The following is a 16,839-nucleotide window of genomic DNA, read 5'->3' on the forward strand; positions in this document are numbered from 1 at the left end:
ACCGACTGCACGGGTGGCTTTCAGGAACCGAATCGGGTCAGAAGCGAGACTCACGACGTTTTCCGCGGTCGATCCGGCATATTGCGCGGGCGGATTGATACCCTCTGTGGGTGACCGCCCCTCTGCCTGACTCCTCGTCGCCTGATTCGAACGCACCGGACGAGACCGCCGAGGAGAGCGGATCGCCCGGCAGCCTCCCTGTGGCGGGGGAGAGCACCGGGGGAGACGCGGGAACGGCGGATCGAGCCGCGAAGCCGACGGCGGCGCGCGGCGGACGAGCAGGTGAGGCGGCGAAGCGCGGCACCACGGCGAAGGCCAAGGCGACGAAGACGGCGGCGGTCAAGGCGCGGGCCACGCAGACGGCCGCGAAGAGCGCGGCGGCCAAGGCCACGGTGGCGAAGGCGACGGCGGCGCGCACGGCGGCGGCGAAGGCGGCGGCGTCCAAAGCCCAGGAGGCAAAAGCGGAGGAGAAGGCCCACGAGGCCGAGGACGAGGCGGCGAGGGTTGCGGCGGTCAAGGCGGCGACGCCGAGGGCGAAGAAACCCGCGGGCCCGGCGCCGAAGGCATCCACGCGGAAGACGACGGCTCCGGGGGCGTCGAAGGCGCAGAGCCCCGCGACGGCAAAGAGCCCCGCGAAGAAGGCGACGCCAGCGGCGAAGAAGGCCGGGACGACCGCAACGACGGCGAAGAACAGGGCCGTTGCGGCGAAGCGGCCGCTGGTGCGCGCCGAGAACACGACCGACGTCGCCGAGGTGAACGCTCCGACCGTGCGTGAGGCGGTTCGCGCGGAGGCCGATTCGACCGGGACCGCTCCAGCCTCCGTCGACGAAGGCGCGGTGACATCGTCCGACGGGGAGACGACGGAGGACACGGCGACGCCAGGAGACGAGGAGCAGACCCCTGCTGAGACCTTCGCCGGGACGGGCGAGCCGGACGCGGACCAGTACGCGCTCGTCGTCCGGGGCCTGGCGAAGACGTTCGGCGACCATCGCGCGGTCGACGGCATCAGCCTCACCGTGCCGGCCGGCTCGTTCTACGGGATCGTCGGACCCAACGGCGCGGGTAAGACCACGACGCTGTCGATCGTCGCCGGGCTCCTCAGCGCGGACGAGGGAACGGTGCACGTCTGCGGTGTCGATCAGAGGAAGGATCCGCAGGAGGCCAAGAGGCTCATGGGCGTCCTGCCGGACCGGCTCCGCACCTTCGACCGTCTCACGGGCAGGCAGCTGCTTCACTACTATGGGCTCCTTCGTGGCCTCGCGGCCGACGTCGTCGAGAAGCGCACCGCGGACCTGGCTCGCGCCTTCGACCTCACGGGAGCCCTCGGGCGGGTCGTCTCGGACTACTCCGCCGGCATGACCAAGAAGGTCATGCTCGCCGGCGCGATGATCCACTCGCCCCGGGTTCTCGTCCTCGATGAGCCCTTCGAGTCGGTCGACCCTGTCTCGTCGGGCGTGATCCTCGACATCCTGGGGGCCTATGTCGCGCACGGCGGGACGGTCATCCTGTCCAGCCATGGGATGGACCTCGTGGAGAGGGTCTGCTCGCGGATCGCGATCATCGTGGGCGGGGAGGTGCTCGCAGAGGGGACCGTCGACGAGGTGCGTGCGGGACAGACTCTGGAGCAGCGTTTCGTCGAGCTGTCCGGCGGCGCCGGCGAGGTGGAGGGGCTGGAGTGGCTGCACGCGTTCTCCGACTGAGAGTGGCGCTCCTGGCAGGAGCCGTCCGTGGCGACCGTGCGCGTGCCTCCCGTATGCTGCTGGCGCTCCTCCTCACCGCGGCGGCCACGGTCATCGCCGTCCTCGCGATCCTCAGCCTCGCCTCGGGGGCGATCGCCGTGGCGCGAGCCGTGATGGTCACCGGCGGCTCGGCCATCGTGCTCGGGTTCTTCCTCGCCCCGATCCTCGCCGGCGCGGTCGACCAGCTCGATCCGCGACGGTTCGCCGTCTTCGGCCTGGACGACCGCCGACTGCCGGCGGCGCTCGCTCTCGCCGCCCTGTTCAGTGTTCCGTCACTGGCACTCATCGCGGTGGAGGCTGCGTCCGCCGTGACCACGATCTCGCTCGGCGCACCCTGGCCGATCGCCGTGCTCGGCGCGTTCCTCTCGCTCGCGACCGCAGTGCTCGCCGCTCGGATCGGCATGGCGCTCGCCGCGATGCTCCTTCCGGAGCGGCGGTCCAGAGAGCTCACCGGACTGTTCGCGCTGGCCGTCGTCGTGGTGGCCGTGCCGGTCGGCGTCTTCGTCGCCTCTTTGGGGTGGAACGGGAACGCCCCGGAGACCCTCGCCGGGATCGCCGCCGTCCTCGGTTTCACTCCGTTCGGCGCGGCTGCGGCATTCCCGCTGCACGCCGCGGCGGGTAACCTCCCTGGCACGTGGGTGACCGGGGTGCTCGCGGTGCTCACCACCGTCGTTGTCGCCGTCGTCTGGGCGTGGCTGGTCCGGCGGGCCTTGACCACGACCGAGCGCCCGACGGCCGTCCGCGAGCGGCCGGGGCTCGGCTGGTTCGCGCTTCTGCCGTCCAATGCCTTCGGAGCGATCGCTGCGCGCAGCCTCGTCTACTGGCTGCGCGACCGGCGTTACCTGGTGAACATCGTGATCGTGCCGGTGGCGGGAGTCCTCGCCGCGGTCCCTCTTCTCGTCGCGGGCGTGCCGCTCCCGCTCGCCGCCGCCCTCCCGGTCCCGATCATGGCGCTGTTCTTCGGATGGCTCCCGCACAATGACGTCGCCTATGACTCCACTGCCCTGTGGACACATGTCGCGAGCGGTGTGCGAGGGCTTCCCGACCGACTCGGCCGGCTGGTCCCGGTCCTGCTCATCGCGATCCCGGTGCTCGCCGTCGCGATCTCCGTGACGCTCGCCGTGATCGGACGATGGATGCTCCTTCCGACGGTGACCGGTGTGGCGATCAGCCTCCTGCTCTCCGGGCTCGGTCTCTCGAGCATCGCCTCCGCGGTCTCGCCCTACGCCGTCTCTCGTCCGGGAGACAGTCCGTTCCAGCAGCCGCAGCGTTCTGCCTCTCGGGGACTGCTCGGTCAGTCTCTGGCCCTCCTCGGACCGATCGTGCTGAGCGGGCCGACCCTCGCGCTCGCCTGGTTCGCGCTCGTCGACCCGGAGGCATCGGTCTTCGCGCCTCTCTGGGCCGGCCTCCTCACTGGCTCTCTCGTGCTCATGATCGGCGTGCTCGTCGGCGGGCGCGTCTACGAGCGCAGTGGCGAGCGGCTGATGGAGTTCGTCGAGACCGCTTGATCGGCGGCAGGCCGGAGCCCTCCGAGGCGTGCACGGCTAGAATCGCGCTATGAGTACCCCGCTGGACGCGCCCGATCAGGGCGGTGTCGCCACCCTGGACCGCGAACTCGAGCAGCTCCTCGAGGAGGAGCTTCAGGAGCCGGGAGACCATGAGCGGTTCTCCCACTACGTGAAGAAGGAGAAGATCCTCGAGTCGGCGCTCACCGGAAAGCCGGTGCGCGCGCTGTGCGGCAAGAAGTGGACTCCAGGTCGTGACCCGGAGAAGTTCCCGGTCTGTCCCACCTGCAAGGAGATCTATGAGTCGATGGCCCGCTGAGCCGACCGACCTGTCGTGCTCAGCCCGCGTCGACGAAGACGGTCGGGATCGCCGGATCCGACTTGCTGAGCGCCAGAGCACGTACCGGCAGCTCCTCGCGAACCCGAAGATGATGCTCGCGAGCGGCGACGGTGCCGGCCGTGCCCTCGGCAGATCGGTCGATCTCACCGTGATCGACAAGGGTCACCTGCAGTGCTCGTCCGTCCGGATGATCGGCCGCCGTCCCCACCTCTTCGAAGCCGTCGGCCACCGATATGGTCTCGGACCGGGCAACGCCGTCGGCGAGCAGACGGAAGGCCGCCTTGCGTCCCCCGTGCGACGCCTTGTCCTGTGACGCCTTCGCGACTGCGACCCAGGCGCCGTCGGAGCCCTGCCGGGCGACGAGCTTGTAGACCATGCTGGCCGTCGGATACCCGGATCCCGTGACGACCGACGTCCCCACTCCGTACGCATCCACGGGGGAGGCCGCGAGGGCGGCGATCGCGTACTCGTCGAGGTCGCTCGTCACTGTGATGCGTGTGCCTGTCGCGCCGAGCTCGTCGAGTTGCGCCCGTACCTCGGCGGCGACGAGCGGGAGATCGCCGGAGTCGATCCTGACCCCTCCTAGTCCGGTTCCGGCCACTCGGATCGCCGTCTCGACGCCGCGTCGGATGTCGTAGGTGTCCACGAGCAGTGTCGTGCCCGCGCCCAGCGCGTCGACCTGGGCGCGGAAGGCGTCCTCCTCGGTGTCGTGCAGGAGAGTCCACGAGTGCGCTGCGGTCCCCATCGTCGGGATGCCCCAGCGGCGTCCCGCCTCGAGGTTGCTCGTCGCACCGAAGCCGGCGATGTACGCCGCTCTCGCTGCGGCGATGGCGGAGTCCTCGGCCGTGCGTCGGGAACCCATCTCCGCCAGCGGTCGGTCTCCGGCCGCTATCGCCATGCGGGACGCGGCGGTCGCGACCGCCGAGTCGTGGTTCAGCACGCTGAGCGCCAGCGTCTCCAGGATCACCGCGTCGGCGAACGTGCCTTCGACGGTGAGGACGGGGGAGCCGGGAAAGTAGAGCTCGCCCTCGCGATAGCCGCGGATCGTGCCGCCGAAGCGATAGCCCTCCAGATAGCGCAGCGCCTCGGTGTCGACGACCTTCCCGTCGCGGAGATAGCGCAGTTCGTCCTCGCCGAACCGGAAGTCCCGCAGCAGGGAGAGCAGGCGCCCTGTGCCGGCGACGACCCCGAACCGGCGTCCGCCGGAGAGACGGCGGGAGAACAGCTCGAACACGGAGGGCCGGGAGGCGGTGCCATCGCGCAGCGACGCCTCCAGCATCGTCAGCTCGTAGCGGTCGGTCTTCAGCGCGGTCGAACCGGTCATGACCGACAGTGTATGGCCGTGGAGGGTGAGGGGCCGCGAAGGCAGAGCCGGAGGTCGGGCTAGGCTGGGGGACCATGAACGACGCGCCGATCGGCATCTTCGACTCCGGTGTCGGCGGGCTCACGGTGGCGAGGGCCATCCGCGCGCAGCTGCCCCGCGAATCGTTCGTCTACATCGGCGACACCGCGCACACGCCCTATGGCCCCAAGCCCATCGCGGATGTGCGTCGTTATGCGCTCGACGTGCTCGACACCCTCGTCGACCAGGGCGTGAAGATGCTCGTGATCGCCTGCAACACCGCCTCGGCCGCGATGCTGCGCGACGCCAGGGAGCGCTACGCCGTTCCGGTGGTCGAGGTGATCGGCCCCGCCGTTCGCCGGGCGATGTCGACGACGCGCAACGGGCGGATCGGCGTGATCGGCACGGTCGGCACGATCGGGTCCCGTGCCTACCAGGACATGCTGGAGGTGAACGAACGGCTCGAGGTCTTCGCCGCGGCGTGTCCGCGCTTCGTCGAGTTCGTCGAAGCCGGGATCACCGACAGCCCCGAGGTGCTCGCCGTGGCGGAGGAGTATCTCGCACCGCTGCGCGCCGCCGACGTCGACACGCTCGTCCTCGGCTGCACGCACTACCCGTTCCTTCGCGGCGCGATCGGCTACGTGATGGGCGAGGGGGTCTCGCTCGTGTCGAGCGACGACGAGACAGCCGGCGACGTGTTCCGCCAGCTCGTCCGTGGTGACCTGCTCGCGTCGCAGGACGCCACCGCGAGCTATGTCTACGAGGCGACCGGCGACTCCGCCGACGACTTCACCGCGCTCGCCAACCGGCTCATGGGCCGCGAGGTGCGCGACGTCCAGCTCGTGCAGACCGGGGTCATCGACCTCCCGGGCGCAGAGAGGCTCCGGGGCTGACCCGGACACGCGATCGATCGACAGAGGAGAGACAATGACCGAGGCGAGTCCCCAGGACACCGTGCGGGCCGACGGGCGCGCCGTCGACCGCCTGCGTACGATCACGATCGAGCGCGGATGGAGCGCCCAGGCGGAAGGCTCGGCGCTGATCAGCTTCGGAGGCACGAAGGTGCTGTGCACAGCCTCCTTCACGAACGGGGTCCCGCGTTGGCTGACCGGCAAGGGCAAGGGCTGGGTCACGGCGGAGTACGCGATGCTGCCCCGGGCGACCAACGAGCGCAACGACAGGGAGAGCGTCAAGGGCCGGATCGGCGGCCGGACACATGAGATCTCCCGGCTCATCGGCCGGGCGTTGCGTGCGGTCGTGGACACCAAGGCCCTGGGGGAGAACACGATCGTCATCGACTGCGACGTGCTTCAGGCGGATGGCGGCACGCGCACCGCCGCCATAACCGGAGCGTACGTGGCTCTCGCGGACGCGATCGAGTGGGGACGACGAAAGCGGTTCATCGGGCAGAAGGCCACCGTGCTGCACGATTCGGTCGCCGCGGTCTCCGTGGGGATCATCGACGGCGAGCCGATGCTCGACCTCGCCTACGTCGAGGACGTCCGGGCGGAGACCGACATGAACGTCGTCGTCACCGGTCGTGGCCTGTTCGTCGAGGTGCAGGGGACGGCGGAGGGTGCGCCCTTCGACAAGCGGGAGCTGGACGCGTTGCTCGAGCTCGGCGTGAACGGGTGCGCCCAGCTGCGCGAGCACCAGATCGCGGCGCTGTCCGCATGAGCCGCCGGGTCGTCCTCGCAACGCACAATCCACACAAGATCGAGGAGTTCGGCGCGATCGTCGCCGTCACGCGCCCCGATGTCGAGGTGATCGGCTATGACGGGCCCGAACCGGTGGAGGACGGCATCACGTTCCGCGAGAACGCGCTGATCAAGGCCCGCGCCGCCGCCGCTCACACCGGCCTTCCCGCGCTCGCCGACGACTCGGGGATCTGCGTGGACGCGCTCGGCGGCGCGCCGGGTGCGTTCTCGGCGTACTGGGCCGGACAGCGGAAGGACGCGGTCGCCAACCGGGAGCTGCTGCTCGATCAGCTCCGCGACATCCGCGACCCTCGGCGTGGCGCACGGTTCGTCTCCACGATCGCGCTCGTGATCCCGCGGGAGGGGGACGTCGCGGTCGAGCATGTCGTCGAGGGCGTCTGGCCAGGGCGTCTGTCCGCGAGCGCCCGGGGGGAGAACGGCTTCGGATACGACCCCGTGTTCGTCCCCGACGGTCAGCCGGCGGGGAGCGAGCGGACGCTGGGCGAGTGGTCGGCCGAGGAGAAGAACGGGGATTCCCACCGTGCGCGAGCCTTCCGGGCGCTGGTCCCGCTCCTCGCCGCCCTCTGAGGCCGCGCGGCTACTGAGAATCGTTACCCTTCCCGAGTAGACGAAACGGCCCCGGGATCGCCGTCCCCAGCCCTAGCCTGGAGGCATGCACGATCACGCACCCGCCCAGGGCGGCATCCGTTCCGCCGGCAACCGGCGGCTCCTCGCGATCTCGCTGACCATCACCGCCACGGTGATGATCGTCCAGGTCGTCGGCGCCCTCCTCTCCGGCTCTCTGGCGCTGCTCGCCGACGCGGCGCACATGTTCACCGACTCCTCGGCGCTCGTGATCGCGCTCATCGCGAGCGCGGTCGCCGCGCGCCCGGCGGACGACCGTCGCACCTTCGGCTATCAGCGGGCCGAGGTCTTCGGCGCGCTGATCAACGCCGTCATCCTCATCGTGCTCTCGGTGAGCGTGGCGGTGCAGGGCGTCCAGCGCCTCGTCGAGCCCGGAGAGATCGAGGTCGCGGGACCGCTGATGCTCACCGTCGCCGTGGTCGGGATGCTCGCCAACGCGACGTCGATGTGGCTCCTCAGCGCGGCGCAGAAGAAGAGCATCAACGTGCGCGGGGCCTACCTGGAGGTGATGGGGGACCTCATCGGCTCGGCCATGGTGATCGTCGCGGCGATCGTCATCGTGACCACGGGCTGGATGCCGGCCGACGCCATCGCCTCGCTCGTGATCGCGGCGATGATCGTGCCGCGGGCGATCGTGCTCCTGCGTGAGGTCTTCTCTGTGCTCGCCGAGTCCGCGCCGAAGGGAACCGACGTGAGCGACATGCGGCAACACCTGCTGGAGACCCCCGGCGTCACCGGCGTCCATGATGTGCACGTGTGGCAGCTGACCCGTGGCGCTCCCGTCTTCACCGCGCACGTCTCGGTCGATCCGGCTCTGATCGCCGCCGGGCGTTCGGCCGCCTTGCTGGAGGAGCTGCAGGCCTGCCTCGCCGATCATTTCGACGTCGAACACTCGACGTTCCAGATCGAGCCGGCGGACCGCGCGGGGTGCGACGCCGTCCACGCCTGAGGTCGAAGCGGGCGCGGCGGCAGGGTCGCCGGCGAGTCATCCTGAGGGATGACGACGGTACCGCCCGCGAGGGACGACGTCTCGGGCGGATCCGCGTAACGTCGCGGAAGACCCGAACCGAGGAGCAGCATGCCCTATCTCGATCTCGCCGTCATCGCCGGACTTCTCGCGACCCTCCTCGTGGGCTTCCTGACCCGGCGGCGCTCTCCGCTGATCGTCTCGGCGGTCGGAACGGCGGCCCTCGTGGCGCTGGGGGTCGCCTTCGTGGCGGAGGGGTCGCGATGGCAGCTGGTCGCCATCGCCGTCTCCGCCCTCCTCGTCGCGGGAGCGGTGCTCTGGGCGCGCTCCGGTGGCTCGCGAGGACTGGCCAGGGCCTCCGGCGTCGCTCTCGCCGTCGTCCTGGTCGTGCTCGGCGGCGCGGCGTGGGGGCTGCCGCCCGTGCACGTCCCCGCTCCGGGCGGGCCGTATGCGGTCGGGGTCGCCTCCACCGTATGGGTCGACGATGCCCGTGATGCCCGAGGCGGCGACGGCGGGGAAGGACGTCGATCGATCCCCGCCACCATCTGGTATCCGGCGTCGAGCACGGGGGACCGGACCGAATACCTCCCCGACCGAGGGAGAGCGGACGAGCTGGCCACGGCCCTCGCCGCGCAGTACGGGATGCCGCCGTTGCTCCTCGACGGTCTCCTCCGCGCTCGAGCGAACGCCTCCTGGGACGCACCGGCGGAGGAGGGATCCTTCCCAGTGGTCATCGCCTCACCGGGGACCTCCAGCACCCGTTGGCTGATGACGTCGTGGGCAGAGGAGATCGCGAGCAGGGGAACGGTCGTCGTCGCCGTCGACCATCCCTACGACGCCGTGGCGGCCGAGCTCCACGACGGGGGCACCGTCCGTGGCGATCTGACCACGACCGGCGACGACATGCTCGACCAGGCGCTCGCCGACGGCTGGGCGAGGGTGCGCGCCGCCGACATCCTCGCTGTCGTCGACGAGCTGACGCAGGCCGGTGACCGCCTTCCGGCGCTGCACGCCGCGGACCCGAGTCGCATCGTCGCCGCAGGACACTCACTGGGCGGCGCCGCGGCCGTCGAGGCGGCGCGGCTCGATCCGCGGATCCGCGGGGTCGTCGACATCGACGGCATGCCCCGCTCTCCGGCGGGCACGGTCCTCGGACGCCCTGCCGTGTTCGTCGTCGCCGGTGACGCAGATCCCAACCCGGTCTACGACGCCGCGGTCCTGGGGTACCTTCGGGACGGCGCGGCGGCGCGGCTGACAGTCGACGGGGTGACCCATCTGAGCCTCGTCGACACGGGACTCCTTCTCGCTCCTGTCCCGGGGATCACCGGTCTTCGCGGACCGGAGGGGCCGCGGCTCGCCGCACGGGCGACGGAGATCGTCCTCGATGCGGTGACGACGGGGACCGATCCGGACAGCACCGCCCTGGCCGCCCTGGGACGGGTCGGCTGACGCGCCGCGGCGCCGTTCGTCCCGGGTCAGGTGTCGATCGTCAGGGCTCGATCTCGATCTCGATCTCGCTCTGGTCCTTGTCCGGGCGCAGCCCGCGCCATCGCGCGTGACGGAGGATGCGGTCGGGCGTCCAGTTGGCGTACTCGACCTCGCCGACCAGCCGCGGCTCGACCCAGAGCGCGTCGGACGCGTCGGCGGGCGGGACGAGATCGACGGGGCAGGTGTCGACGCGGAGGACGTCGAGCTCGCGGCCGAGATGCATGAGCATCCGGTCCGTGAATCCGGTGCCGACGCGTCCCGCGTAGCGAAGACCCGAAGGCATCGCTCCGTCGGGGACGGCGAGGAGCAGCGAGCCGATCCGGCCCGAGCGATCGCCTTTGCCAGGACGGATCCCGACGACCACCACCTCCTGCGTTCTGGTGTGCTTCACCTTGAGCCAGCGCGACGAGCGCCGGCCGGGAAGATAGGGGGAGGCGGGATCCTTGACCACGATCCCCTCCAGTCCCAGACGGGCGCTGGTCTCCAGCGCCGCTTCGACGTCGTCGAACACGGGCGGGACCACGACCGCGGCATCGCATCCCTCCGCCATCCGCTCGAGGAGCTCACGGCGGTCGCGCAGCGGCAGCCGTGTGACGTCATGGCCGTTCAGGCTCAGCAGGTCGAACAGATGGTAGCGGACAGGGACCCGCACGACCTCGCGCTCGATCTCTCTGGCACGGGTCAGGTGCATCCTCGCCTGCAGCTGCGTGAAGCTCGGCCGCCCCGTCCCGTCGAGTGCGATGATCTCTCCGTCCACGACCGCGTCGTCGACGGAGAGGTGCGGCGCGCCGTCCGCGGTCAGCTCCGGATAGCGTCCGGTGATGTCGGTGCCGCTTCGGGCGCGGAGCGTGAGCCGGCCCTCCCGGTCTCCCTCCCGATGCCAGGTGCCGATCGCGCGGATCCCGTCCCATTTGATCTCCGCCCAGCCGCTCAGCGTCCGCACGCTGCCCGGCGTGCCGTGCTCGGCGAGCATCGGCAGCGGCGACGTCGAGGCCTCGGGAGCGGCAGCGGACTGTTCGGGGTCCGCCGCCCGGGGTACCCCGACGGCCGGCGCCGGCGTGTGGCGTGCCCGTCGCCGCGAGCCGTGGTCCACCATCCGGTGCAGCAGCCACGAGGATTTCTCCCCTTCGCCACTGGTGCGGATGAGAGCGAGTCTGGCGGTGCCGAGAGGCCCTCCTGGCCGCCCGGTGAAGGTGCCGATCACCTCGTCCTCCCGCCATTTCTCCAGCTCGACCGTGCCGGTGTCCCACACGGTCATCTCGCCGGCGCCGTACTCGCCGTGCGGGATCGTCCCGGCGAACGTCAGATACTCCAGCGGATGGGGCTCTGTCATCACCGCCAGGTGGTTGCGGTCGGTGCGGGCCGGGACGCCCTTCGGCACCGCCCAGCTGACGAGGACTCCCGCGTCCTCGATGCGCAGGTCATAGTGCAGGCGCCTGGCGTGATGCTCCTGAACGACGAAGCGACGGGCCGTCCCGCTCGCGCCGGGAAGCGGCGGTCCGTTCGGCATCGGCTCCGGCGTCTTCCGCGCGTCGCGCTTGTCGAGATACGAGATGAGGGCGTGAGGCTCGTCGTCGCTCGCGTCGAGCGCATGGAACGGATCGACCCCTGCCGCGACGCGGTCGAGCACCTCGTCGAACCTGAGCTGGCGGAGCGAGGGGTCGTCGAGCTCCGCCCAGGTGCGAGGCGCGGCCACCCAGGGTTGCGCTCGTCCGCGGAGCGAGTACGGCGAGATCGTGGTCTTCTTGCCGTTGTTCTGGCTCCAGTCGATGAAGACCTTTCCCGTGCGCAGCGCCCGGGACATCGTGCTGATCGCGAGCTGCGGATGATCGGCCTCGATCGCCCGTGCCAGCTCGTGAGCGACCGCGGAGATCTGCTCGCTCGTCTGTGTGCCGGGCAGCGCGGCGTAGAGATGGATCCCTTTGCTGCCGCTGGTCACCGGGACGGGCGGCAGGCCCATTCCCTCGAGGATCGGCCGCAGCAGCCGGGCCACCTCCGCGCACTGGGCGAGATCGGCGCCGGGGCCGGGATCGAGGTCCAGCACGATCCGGTCGGGATCCCGTCTGATCCCGTCGGCGTCGAACCGCCATTGGGGGACGTGCAGCTCGATCGCGGCGATCTGCGCGAGCCAGACGAGTGCGGGGACGTCGTCCACGAGCGGATAGTCCTTCGGGCCTCCCGAATGCTCGATCGGCAGCCGGCGGACCCAGTCGGGCGCCCCCGGCTCGAGCTGCTTGGCGAAGAACGGCGTCGTCGGCGCGGCGGCGGTGCCCACCCCGTCGACCCAGCGCTTACGAGTGACGGGCCGCCCCGCGAGGGCGGGGAGGAGGGCAGGGGCGATACGGACGTAGTAGTCGATGATCTCGCCCTTGGTGGTTCCGGTCTCGGGATAGACGACCTTGCCGAGGTTGGTGACGCGCAGGCGCCGGCCGCCCACGTGGACGACCTGCTCGTCGTCGCCCCCTCCGCTCCCGGCCGCGCCGGTTGTCCTGCCTCCCATGCGCCCAGGCTAGCCGCCGTGCGCGCCGTGCGCGCCGTGCGCTGGTGCGAGGGGAGCGACTGGTGTGTACTGGTGCGATGAGGACGATCTGGAAGGGCGCGCTCACCTTCGGCCTGGTCAACGTGCCGATCAAGGTGTACTCCGCGACCGAGGACCATGACGTGCCACTGCATCAGGTCCATGCGGCCGACGGCGGACGGATCCGGTACCAGCGCACATGCGAGGTGTGCGGCGAGACGGTCGCCTACGCCGACATCGATCGCGCGTTCGTCGAGGACGGGCAGACGGTCGTGCTCACCAAGGAGGACCTCTCCGCCCTCCCCGCTGAGCGCAGCAGAGAGATCGACGTGGTCGAATTCGTCCCCTCTGATCAGGTCGACCTGCTCACCTTGGACAAGGCGTACTACCTGGAGCCGGACTCGGCGTCCCCCAAGGCCTACGTTCTCCTGCGGCGCACGCTGGAGCAGACCGACCGCACGGCCATCGTGCGATTCACGTTGCGTCAGAAGACCCGGCTGGCCGCTCTCCGCGTTCGCGGGGACGTGCTCGTCCTGCAGACCCTGCTCTGGGCCGACGAGGTACGGGAGGCGGCATTCCCGGCGCTCGACGAGCCCGTGAAGATCTCGGACAAGGAGCTGGAGCTCTCGGCGAGCCTCGTCGAGAGCTTCTCCGGGGACTTCGACCCTGCGGCCTACGTCGACGAGTATCAGGCGGAGCTCCGCACCCTCATCGAGGCGAAGATCGAGAAGGGGGAGTCCTTCGAGGTCGCGGACACGTTCGACCAGCCGGAGTCGGGCGGTGGCGAGGTCATCGACCTCATGGAGGCCCTTCGCGCGAGCGTCGAGCGCTCACGCGCGGCGCGATCGGAGGGGGAGCGGGCGAAGGACGCGGGCTGAGCCGTGTCGTCCTTCCGCCCGCTCGGCCGGGGTGCGGCGTTCAGCCCTCGACGGACGGAGCGGCCTCTGGCGCGGCGGACGCCTCGCGCTCCTTCTTGACCTTGCGACGCTCGGAGAGGTAGTGCCAGAGCGTGATCAGCGCGGTGCCGCCGACGGCGATCAGCAGGATGACGTCGATGTACTTCGTCACGAGGTCGGCGACCCACGGGATGTAGGCGATCAGATAGCCGACCATGGTGAGCCCGAAGCCCCACAGCAGCGCGCCGATGAGGTTGTAGAGCGTGTACTTGCGCCACGGCATGTGGCCGACCCCGGCGGCGACCGGCGCGAAGGTCCGCACGATCGGGACGAAGCGGGCGAGGATGACGGTCAGACCGCCGAAGCGCTCGAAGAAGGCGTTGGTGCGTTCGACGTTCTTCTTGCTGAACAGTCCGGACTCTTTGCGTTCGAAGACCGCGGGTCCGCCCTTGTGGCCGATGATGTATCCGACCTCGCCGCCGATGAAGGCCGCGAGCGCGATGAGCAGGGTGACGACCCAGATGTTCACTCCGAACACGTTGTTCGTGTTGGTCAGCAGCCCCGCGATGATCAGGAGGGTGTCGCCGGGCAGGAGGAAGCCGACGAGGAGACCGGTCTCCGCGAAGACGATGAAGCAGACGACGAGCAGGGCCCAGGGGCCGGCGGCGCCGATGATGGTCTGCGGGTCGAGCCAGGGTATGAGAGCGGCGTGGTGCACAGGATTCCCGTCGGTATGGTGTCGGCGGTCAGGACCGTCCGCAGGGTGCGGACGGGGTTCGCGGCGCGCGAGCGCGTGCTACTCCGTGCGGAAGGTGGGACTTGAACCCACACGCCCGGAGGCACAGGAACCTAAATCCTGCGTGTCTGCCAGTTTCACCACTCCCGCGGGTCGGTTCAGTCTACTGATCCGGATCCCCGGCTTTCCTGGGGGTTGACCCCCGGTTTCCGGGAGGGATTCCCCGACCTGTGGATAACTTTCGAGGCGTGACGGCGGATCTTGTCAGGATGCACGGATGAGCAGTTCCCCCGCGACCGTCGCCGAGCGCGTCCGCGCCCGGCTGCGGGCCGAGCGAACCGACCCGTCGATGGATCCCGACGGCGCCCGCCGTATCGCGCAGTTCGAGGTCCGGCGGCACAACGATCTCGCCCTGGCGCGCGGTGGGTCGATGATCGACGACGAGGCAGGCACGGTCCGAGACATCCTGGCCGGGGTGAGCGGTTTCGGCGCTCTGCAACCGCTCCTCGACGATCCCGAGATCGAGGAGATTATGTCCATGCACCGGGGTAGGCCCGAGGCTACACCACGCAGAACGGCCCCTGGGTGCTCCCGCCGTCTGCGGGGCCCAGGGGCCGTGTCTCGGGCAGCGGTTACTTAACCGCGACGAAGACCTTGTCCGGCACCATGCCGGGCCGGATGGCGAGAACGCCCTTGTCGATGTCCACTGACGGGACGGCGATGGCTACGCTTCCCGAGGCGCTTGCGCCCTTGTAGATGACGTCGATGGGCATGGAGTCCGGGAGGACGGCAATGGCCTTGGTGCGGTCAACGGTCTGTCCGCCGGCGGTGACGTAATCGACGCCGACCAGAGCGGGCGTCGCTCCGTTCGCATCGTCGCCTGTGTAGGTGACGGTGTAGTTGACGGTGATGTACTGCGAGCCCTCCGGGGCGGGCTGGTTGAACTGGTTCGCCTCGGCGACGGTCTGCTGCGCGTCGAGGTTGACGCTGTTGACGACGACGGTCCAGTCCTTGCCCGTGATCGTCGAGCCCAGCGCGGCGGGGTTCTCTCGGGTGCCGCTCTTCGCCTCGGCCGCGGGCTTCTCGGCGGCCGGGGATGCGGCGGGCTTGCCACCGCTCGGCGGGGTCACTGAGGGGGCGGAGCACCCGGCCAGGGCGAGGGCGCCCGCGAGGGCGACGCTGGCGAGGGCAAGAGAGCGCTTCATAGGGATTTGCCTTTGCTGTGAGACGTAAATGGAACTGCTATGCGAAGACTAGCGGGTCGCGCGGACATCGCGCATACGCGCGTATCTCTTGGCCCGCCGGGCCCGCATGTAGCGTGCGGTCGGTGGCAGGATCACCAGGGCCCAGAGGAGCGCCCCGAGGGGGAGCGCCACCTCCGGGGACAGGTAGTCGGGAGCGATGTTGGGCATGGTGGTGTCCTTAGAAGAGCGGGGGCGGGGTTTCGGAGATGATGTCTCCGCCAGGGAAGTGGAGATAGCGTCCGGATCCGGTGACCTCTTCGCACCTCAGCCTCAGAACGCTGGGTGCGGGAGTCTCCGCCCCGCCCCGCTCCAGATATTCGACAAGGGCCTTGAGTCGCGCGACACTGTCGCGGGCCTGCCCGAGCGAGAGGTTGCACGCCTGACAGAGGAGGCCACGGACGCAACGGCCACACGACGCAGCGCGGGACGGGCAGCATTTGTGGTCGTGGTCGATGTGCCACTCGTGCCGCCTCGAATCAGTCGATCCGCAAGCGGCGCACTTGGCGGCGCTCAGAAGCATGTCGAGCTCGTCAACGGTCATGCCGTAGCGGGCGGCGCGATTTGCGAACGCAGGGGTGCCCCGGCGCGCCGCCGTCTCAGGTGTGTACCGGCTCCCGGCCTTGGTGCACCTGGGGCTACAACGACGGTGGTTTCCCCGCTTTGGGGTGAAGGTGGACTCACACACGACACACGTCCGCGGAGTAGGGTCGAAGCTCACCGGTCTGCCTCCTCAGCGCCGAGCGCCGCACGCATGGCGGCGATACCCTCCGAGCGGAGGCGCTGAACCTTCGAGCGGGTCATGCCCCGGCGGTGCGCGATCTCGCTATCGGGCAGCGGGTCGAGGTCCGTGAAGCCGTAGGCGTCACGGATGATGCCTCCACGTACCGAGTCGACGGCGGTGAATGCGATGGCGCAGGTCGCCGCGTCCTCGACGGTGGCGTAGCCGCGCTCTTCGGTGAGGCCAGTAATCTGCGTGTCCCATCCGGCGCCTCCGGTGAGGCTTCCTCCCGAGAGGCTGATGTCGCTTCCGGGCGATGCGGTAGAGATATGGGCGACGTGACCCTCGAAGCTGTCAGCGTCTATCGCTGCGCGTACGGCGTGGATCGTCTCATCCGCCATACCGAGCGCGCGAGCGGCGGCCATGACGTCGCCGCCAGCGCCTGCCTCTCGGCGAGCCTGGTAGAACTTCCGCCGCGTCCGGGCGGGCACGCTGAGGCCGGGGTGGAGGCCGTACTCGTGTTCGGTCTCCTGCGCTTGATGCCCCAGGCGTCGCGCAACGCGCTCCGTCCCATCGCACGAGGCCACCGTCTCCCAGAACGCGAGAAGGACGTTGGCGCGCGCCTCGTCAGAGGTCACGTTCCCGCCGGAGCGGGTGACCTCTCGCGCCACGAGCGCACGGAGGGCGGGCGCGTACTGCATGAGGAGGTCGTTCTTGGCGTCGTTGTCCCCGTGCTGTGCGCGATCGATGAGCGAAAGCTCCGCCTCAAGTTCGAGCGGCGCCACGCCGCCGAGCGGCAGGTCGAAGATGGCGGCGATAGAGATGGTCGCGGTCATGGCGGTCCCTTCGGTGGTGTCCCTGGGTCGGGACAGGTGTCCCTATGTCGGGACAGATTTGGATAACGAAAACGCCCCGTGAGGCGTGGTGACAGTCTGTCCCGACATAGGGACGTTGTCGATGCGACACGCCGCGGTGTCCCGATATAGGGATAGGATTTGAGGTAT

General features: G+C 69.9%; 17 protein-coding genes and 1 tRNA gene. 10 read left to right on the top strand and 8 right to left on the bottom strand.

The genetic code is table 11. The features are described from left to right. The first annotated feature begins 110 nt into the window (after window positions 1-110). The 3 genes from ACP15J_RS08740 to ACP15J_RS08750 are packed head-to-tail and all read left to right on the top strand — an operon-like array spanning window position 111 to window position 3,563. Window positions 111-1,700, top strand: a complete 1,590-nt coding sequence (locus ACP15J_RS08740) for an ABC transporter ATP-binding protein (RefSeq protein ID WP_424936616.1) — start codon at window positions 111-113, stop codon at window positions 1,698-1,700. Then, window positions 1,676-3,247, top strand: a complete 1,572-nt coding sequence (locus ACP15J_RS08745) for a hypothetical protein (protein ID WP_424936617.1) — start codon at window positions 1,676-1,678, stop codon at window positions 3,245-3,247. The genes ACP15J_RS08740 and ACP15J_RS08745 overlap by 25 nt, the downstream gene beginning before the upstream one ends. A 49-nt stretch (window positions 3,248-3,296) precedes the next feature. After that, window positions 3,297-3,563: a DUF3039 domain-containing protein gene (locus ACP15J_RS08750; protein ID WP_197220361.1), complete on the top strand. Its 267-nt coding sequence runs from the start codon at window positions 3,297-3,299 to the stop codon at window positions 3,561-3,563. 19 nt (window positions 3,564-3,582) lie between these two features. Here ACP15J_RS08750 and ACP15J_RS08755 read toward each other — a convergent pair whose 3' ends face one another. Continuing rightward, on the bottom strand, window positions 3,583-4,908 hold the full coding sequence (locus ACP15J_RS08755) for a nicotinate phosphoribosyltransferase (RefSeq protein ID WP_424936618.1): 1,326 nt from the start codon (window positions 4,906-4,908) through the stop codon (window positions 3,583-3,585). Window positions 4,909-4,982: 74 nt separating this feature from the next. Between ACP15J_RS08755 and murI the strand changes: the two genes are divergently transcribed. The 5 genes from murI to ACP15J_RS08780 all read left to right on the top strand — a co-directional run bounded on the left by murI (window position 4,983) and on the right by ACP15J_RS08780 (window position 9,684). Continuing rightward, entirely contained in the window at window positions 4,983-5,819 is an 837-nt protein-coding gene (murI, locus tag ACP15J_RS08760; protein ID WP_424936619.1) for a glutamate racemase, read from the top strand. A 34-nt stretch (window positions 5,820-5,853) separates the two neighbouring features. After that, a complete protein-coding gene (gene rph, locus ACP15J_RS08765; RefSeq protein ID WP_424980905.1) occupies window positions 5,854-6,603 on the top strand; it encodes a ribonuclease PH in 750 nt (249 codons plus the stop codon). Next, window positions 6,600-7,211, top strand: a complete 612-nt coding sequence (rdgB, locus tag ACP15J_RS08770) for an RdgB/HAM1 family non-canonical purine NTP pyrophosphatase (RefSeq protein WP_424936620.1) — start codon at window positions 6,600-6,602, stop codon at window positions 7,209-7,211. The genes rph and rdgB overlap by 4 nt, the downstream gene beginning before the upstream one ends. A gap of 85 nt (window positions 7,212-7,296) precedes the next feature. Beyond that, the gene (locus ACP15J_RS08775) at window positions 7,297-8,217 is read left to right on the top strand and encodes a cation diffusion facilitator family transporter (protein WP_424936621.1); all 921 of its coding nucleotides are present in this window, start codon (window positions 7,297-7,299) and stop codon (window positions 8,215-8,217) included. 129 nt (window positions 8,218-8,346) lie between these two features. Next, on the top strand, window positions 8,347-9,684 hold the full coding sequence (locus tag ACP15J_RS08780) for an alpha/beta hydrolase family protein (RefSeq protein ID WP_424936622.1): 1,338 nt from the start codon (window positions 8,347-8,349) through the stop codon (window positions 9,682-9,684). A 40-nt stretch (window positions 9,685-9,724) separates the two neighbouring features. Here ACP15J_RS08780 and ACP15J_RS08785 read toward each other — a convergent pair whose 3' ends face one another. Continuing rightward, the gene (locus tag ACP15J_RS08785; protein WP_424936623.1) at window positions 9,725-12,223 is read right to left on the bottom strand and encodes an ATP-dependent DNA ligase; all 2,499 of its coding nucleotides are present in this window, start codon (window positions 12,221-12,223) and stop codon (window positions 9,725-9,727) included. Window positions 12,224-12,300: 77 nt separating this feature from the next. Here ACP15J_RS08785 and ACP15J_RS08790 point away from each other — a divergent pair, with 77 nt between their 5' ends. Further along, window positions 12,301-13,119: a Ku protein gene (locus tag ACP15J_RS08790; protein WP_424936624.1), complete on the top strand. Its 819-nt coding sequence runs from the start codon at window positions 12,301-12,303 to the stop codon at window positions 13,117-13,119. A gap of 40 nt (window positions 13,120-13,159) precedes the next feature. Here the strand turns inward: ACP15J_RS08790 and ACP15J_RS08795 are convergent, their stop codons facing one another. Both ACP15J_RS08795 and ACP15J_RS08800 read right to left on the bottom strand, forming a co-directional pair. Next, window positions 13,160-13,855 carry a DedA family protein gene (locus tag ACP15J_RS08795; protein ID WP_424936625.1) on the bottom strand — a complete coding sequence of 232 codons (696 nt, stop codon included), beginning with the start codon at window positions 13,853-13,855 and terminating at the stop codon, window positions 13,160-13,162. 86 nt (window positions 13,856-13,941) lie between these two features. Beyond that, window positions 13,942-14,023, bottom strand: a tRNA-Leu gene (locus tag ACP15J_RS08800). Between the two features lie 127 nt (window positions 14,024-14,150). Between ACP15J_RS08800 and ACP15J_RS08805 the strand changes: the two genes are divergently transcribed. Then, window positions 14,151-14,513 carry a hypothetical protein gene (locus ACP15J_RS08805; protein ID WP_424936626.1) on the top strand — a complete coding sequence of 121 codons (363 nt, stop codon included), beginning with the start codon at window positions 14,151-14,153 and terminating at the stop codon, window positions 14,511-14,513. On the opposite strand, the gene ACP15J_RS08810 is transcribed toward ACP15J_RS08805, so the two are convergent. From ACP15J_RS08810 to ACP15J_RS08825, 4 genes are read right to left on the bottom strand one after another with little or no spacing between them, the layout of a single operon-like run. Continuing rightward, entirely contained in the window at window positions 14,506-15,078 is a 573-nt protein-coding gene (locus tag ACP15J_RS08810; protein WP_424936627.1) for a hypothetical protein, read from the bottom strand. The genes ACP15J_RS08805 and ACP15J_RS08810 overlap by 8 nt on opposite strands. Before the next feature lie 48 nt (window positions 15,079-15,126). Further along, window positions 15,127-15,285 carry a hypothetical protein gene (locus tag ACP15J_RS08815; protein WP_424936628.1) on the bottom strand — a complete coding sequence of 53 codons (159 nt, stop codon included), beginning with the start codon at window positions 15,283-15,285 and terminating at the stop codon, window positions 15,127-15,129. Between the two features lie 10 nt (window positions 15,286-15,295). Continuing rightward, the gene (locus ACP15J_RS08820) at window positions 15,296-15,835 is read right to left on the bottom strand and encodes an endonuclease domain-containing protein (protein WP_424936629.1); all 540 of its coding nucleotides are present in this window, start codon (window positions 15,833-15,835) and stop codon (window positions 15,296-15,298) included. After that, window positions 15,832-16,671, bottom strand: a complete 840-nt coding sequence (locus tag ACP15J_RS08825) for a hypothetical protein (protein ID WP_424936630.1) — start codon at window positions 16,669-16,671, stop codon at window positions 15,832-15,834. Before ACP15J_RS08825 ends, ACP15J_RS08820 begins: the two co-directional genes overlap by 4 nt. Window positions 16,672-16,839 lie beyond the last annotated feature (168 nt).

This window comes from Microbacterium sp. S308A+, assembly GCF_049800815.1.
Taxonomy (GTDB): Bacteria; Actinomycetota; Actinomycetes; order Actinomycetales; family Microbacteriaceae; genus Microbacterium.

Excerpts from the sequence above, each read along its gene's own strand:
- ACP15J_RS08825 (WP_424936630.1), bottom strand. The coding sequence starts at position 16,671 with ATGACCGCGACCATCTCTATCGCCGCCATCTTCGACCTGCCGCTCGGC.
- ACP15J_RS08790 (WP_424936624.1), top strand. The coding sequence starts at position 12,301 with ATGAGGACGATCTGGAAGGGCGCGCTCACCTTCGGCCTGGTCAACGTG.
- murI (WP_424936619.1), top strand. The coding sequence starts at position 4,983 with ATGAACGACGCGCCGATCGGCATCTTCGACTCCGGTGTCGGCGGGCTC.
- ACP15J_RS08780 (WP_424936622.1), top strand. The coding sequence starts at position 8,347 with ATGCCCTATCTCGATCTCGCCGTCATCGCCGGACTTCTCGCGACCCTC.
- ACP15J_RS08785 (WP_424936623.1), bottom strand. The coding sequence starts at position 12,223 with ATGGGAGGCAGGACAACCGGCGCGGCCGGGAGCGGAGGGGGCGACGAC.
- rph (WP_424980905.1), top strand. The coding sequence starts at position 5,854 with ATGACCGAGGCGAGTCCCCAGGACACCGTGCGGGCCGACGGGCGCGCC.
- rdgB (WP_424936620.1), top strand. The coding sequence starts at position 6,600 with ATGAGCCGCCGGGTCGTCCTCGCAACGCACAATCCACACAAGATCGAG.
- ACP15J_RS08750 (WP_197220361.1), top strand. The coding sequence starts at position 3,297 with ATGAGTACCCCGCTGGACGCGCCCGATCAGGGCGGTGTCGCCACCCTG.
- ACP15J_RS08775 (WP_424936621.1), top strand. The coding sequence starts at position 7,297 with ATGCACGATCACGCACCCGCCCAGGGCGGCATCCGTTCCGCCGGCAAC.
- ACP15J_RS08755 (WP_424936618.1), bottom strand. The coding sequence starts at position 4,908 with ATGACCGGTTCGACCGCGCTGAAGACCGACCGCTACGAGCTGACGATG.
- ACP15J_RS08805 (WP_424936626.1), top strand. The coding sequence starts at position 14,151 with ATGAGCAGTTCCCCCGCGACCGTCGCCGAGCGCGTCCGCGCCCGGCTG.
- ACP15J_RS08815 (WP_424936628.1), bottom strand. The coding sequence starts at position 15,285 with ATGCCCAACATCGCTCCCGACTACCTGTCCCCGGAGGTGGCGCTCCCC.
- ACP15J_RS08810 (WP_424936627.1), bottom strand. The coding sequence starts at position 15,078 with ATGAAGCGCTCTCTTGCCCTCGCCAGCGTCGCCCTCGCGGGCGCCCTC.